Source organism: Dysgonomonas sp. 521, from assembly GCF_010501055.1.
In the GTDB taxonomy this organism is placed as follows: Bacteria; Bacteroidota; Bacteroidia; order Bacteroidales; family Dysgonomonadaceae; genus Dysgonomonas.
Window position 1 is genome coordinate 717 of the sequence record NZ_QVMO01000170.1, and the last position, 3,765, is coordinate 4,481.

Annotated in this window: 3 protein-coding genes; all 3 read left to right on the top strand. The window is 29.4% G+C overall.

Annotation, left to right across the window (positions count from 1 at the left end):
• On the top strand, positions 1-435 hold a 435-nt coding region (locus D0T84_RS21560), incomplete at its 5' end, for an aminoacyltransferase (protein ID WP_163309991.1).
• A 22-nt stretch (positions 436-457) separates the two neighbouring features.
• Positions 458-829, top strand: a complete 372-nt coding sequence (locus D0T84_RS21565) for a helix-turn-helix domain-containing protein (RefSeq protein ID WP_163309992.1) — start codon at positions 458-460, stop codon at positions 827-829.
• Positions 830-1,363: 534 nt separating this feature from the next.
• Entirely contained in the window at positions 1,364-3,511 is a 2,148-nt protein-coding gene (locus tag D0T84_RS21570) for an NACHT domain-containing NTPase (protein ID WP_163309993.1), read from the top strand.
• Positions 3,512-3,765: the final 254 nt, after the last annotated feature.

Genomic DNA, 3,765 nt, shown 5'->3' on the forward strand with positions numbered 1-3,765 from the left:
GCTTCGACAAACTTCTTTAAAGCTTTGGAAAGAATACCTGCTCTCATTGAAAAATATCAATCAGATAATCAAAAATTGGAGAAAGATTTGCCTGTTTTGAAAGAGGTTATGACAGCAACATGGAAGAAAGAGCCGGAACTGAAGGATTTGAAATCACAACTTGATTCATTGAGTAGGCAGATTAATCTGAGTTTGGAGAATAAGGATAAAAACCGGGAACAATCGGTCATGCCGGAACAGCATGTGGGCAATCTGAAAGAAGTAAAATCGGAGTCCTCTGTTAAAATTGCTGTGAAGCCGGATGATGAATTTCAAAATATCCGCTCGGGACAGGCAATGTCTATCAAAGATATAGTCAAAATCAATCCCGACAGAATAATCATTGCAAGGCCTGATACGGGAAATCAAAAAAAATCAAAAGGATTAGGTTTGTAATTAACATTTAAACATAGAAATAATGAAGGAAGCCGTAATATTAGATATGGAATCATATAAGAAACTGGAAGGAAAATTAGATATGATTGCCAATTACATAAAAGAAAAACAGAGCTCGGAAAATACCGATTTGGATGAAGAATGGGTAGACAGTTATGAAGTCTGCACATTCTTACGGATAAGCGAACGTACATTACAGCGATTACGGACGAATGGAGTTATTTCTTACTCTATTCTTTCAGGCAAAACCTATTATACCATAGCGGAAATAAAACGGGTTTTGAAAGAACGATTAGTAAAATCAGGAGAAGAATGTCTGAAAGATTTAATACAAAATCATCAGAAGTATATAAAGAGAAGAAAGAACCAAAAAGGTTTAAAAGAATTAGATTAAGTTGAAGGGGAGACGAGTTGTCTCCTTTTCATTTTAGTCGAAATAATTTGGCTATTCTCTTATGTTAATTATTTTATTTATATTATCTTTATTAGTCTTTTCTTGTAATCTCATTGAGATTGAGGTTTAAATCAAATATTTAATTAGTGATGTGTTAGATTATAATATTCTGACGCATAACAATTAACATAACATATTTAGATGTAATATTAAATTTTACGAACAACTGATAACTATTTATTATGGATGTTACACATAGAATACACTATAGCAAGATGACCTTAATAAGACTTGTCTTATTTGTTAAAACTGTATGTAGACGATGTTGATAAATCAATTAAAAGAAGTTTTAAAAGAGAATAGATAAAACAAACATGGCTAATTGAAAAATTGGATAAAAGTTTCAAGATACAAGATAGTAAATGCTTATGTCTGTAATCGACAACAGCTCCCATTTAGATACGTTATATGAAAATGCAGGGATATTACAGGTAAGTGTGATAGATTTATTTGTAGATGATAATAGAAAATGGTATGAGAAATAGTGATATAGAAGAGGTATATAAACGATATGGTTATATAACTAAAAATATTGATGGCATTCTTGTGTGTGAATACAAACAAGGTCGTTATTTTGGTGTAGATATCATTAAAAATGGTTATCCTGAAAGAATTGATAAAATCCAAAATGATTATCGAAAATCGAACTTTGCAACATATATTAAAGAATATGCAAGTATTGAAGAGATTGAAGAAGAGTTGTTTAAAAGTTTTTTCCAATTATCTGCATTTAGAACAAATTTAAATCGAAAATATGATGTATTTGTTGAAAAACAAACGATAGGATTGCCAAGCACTGCAAAATATCTCTATATAAACAGCGATTATACATATTCAAATTATAATTCAGAAGGAATAATGACTTCCAATACGGAAGTAGAAAATCAATCAGTAGTAAAACAAGTGGTAGATTTGTTAAATACTACAGACATACCCGTATTTGTGATTATCGAAGCAGCAGCAGGTTATGGAAAAACCTGTACAGCATATGAAATAATAAAGCAAATGGAAGAAAACAATACGGAAATTCTACCATTTTATATTGAATTATCAAAAAACAGAGAAGCAAGAATTTTCAAGCATATTTTGCAGAATGAAATAGATGAACAATTTCAAAATGTTGTAAAATCCGATGTTGTTTTACATCAAATCAAACAAGGTAAAATTCCTGTAATTATTGATGGCTTTGACGAATTGTTATCAAAAGATTTGTCTGCTAATACTTCTCAATTAAGAGATATTGAGAGTATGTTATCTACTATTGTTAATTTATTAGATGGTAAAGCAAAAATTGTCATTACTTCGAGAAAAACGGCAATTTTTAGTGGAGAAGAATTTTACGAATGGATTAAAAATACAAATAAAAAATATGATGTTGCTCGTTTCTCAATTTCTGAACCAAAAATTGAAAATTGGTTGGAATCTGACCGTTTGGAAGTGCTTAATAATTGCAGTTTCCCTATAAGTAATGTTGCAAACCCTGTTTTGCTCTCATACATCCGAAATATTGAAATTGACGAATTACACAACCTTGTCCAAAATTCTAAAAATATTGTAGACAAATATTTTGAATTTTTATTAAATCGGGAACAAATTCGACAAGAATTATTTTTAGATGAAAATATGCAATTGCGAATTTTCAAGAAACTTGTTCGGATTATGTCAGAGTTTGACATTAAGGCAGATAGCAAGTCATTTATAAAAGATATTATTAAAGATTACAATCGAAAGATATTTGACGATTACATTAAAAATTATCCAAAAATACCAAAGCCAACCCATGATGAATTAGCTGAGACATTATCAAATCACGCTTTATTAGATAGAAAACAGCATGATAATGTTGGTTTCATTAATGAATTTATCTTAGGTATTTTAATTGGACGAAATTTGATTGAAAAAAAATATCAAGAACACTATCCAACGGATTTCACTAAAATAATTACTCAAGAATTTGCTTTTTTAGCTATTTCTGCTTTTAAGGTACAACCACAAGAAAGAAAAGATGCTCTTTGGCAAATACTACACGACAACCAATTTCCATATGATAGTAAATTCCGATTTTACAGGGATTTTTATCTAATGAATAATTTTATTGACATATATGAAGGAATTCTTATTGAAGATCTGTCATTTGAAAATATGTATTTTCGAATAGATGGGCAGTTTAAAAATTCTATTATTAGTAATTGTAAATTTGACCAATGCAAATTTGATATATGTGCTTTTGATAATTCTGGATTTATAAACTGTAAATTTTTTAATTGCGAATGGATTAATGATCCTTTATACAAAGATAGTAATATGTATATAACTGGTTGCGATTCAAATAATTTCTTTGAAAATAAACTGTATGAATACGAGGAACAAACAGAATCACAAGTTAATGTAGAAGAATTGATTTTGAGGAAGTTTATCAAAAGTCAAACAAAAGTCAATAATATGAAACGATTATCTTCTATTCGAGAATCTCTTAAAGAACAAAATATCAATATGCGAGAATTTGAAAACACAATCAGTTTATTAAAAAGAAATTCATACATTGTAATTAATGGCGATAATTGTTTTATTCAAAGAGAAGGAATAACATATTTTAATCATACATATAGTTATGAACAATAATCCGGGACTAAAAAATATACTTAAACATATTCAAGATGAGATTCTATCCGAGATAGATAGAATTGGTATTCATTGTAGAATACACGCAAGAATTAAAGATGTTTCTTCACTAAAAGAAAAAATAGAACGAAAAGGCAAAGATTATTATTCAGCAGAAGGTGCATAATCCGGAGCATCCCCACCCAGTAATCCGGTTCTAAATCCATTAGAAATCGGTTCTAAAAATCTGCCATTCCGGCAGATATCCACCCAAA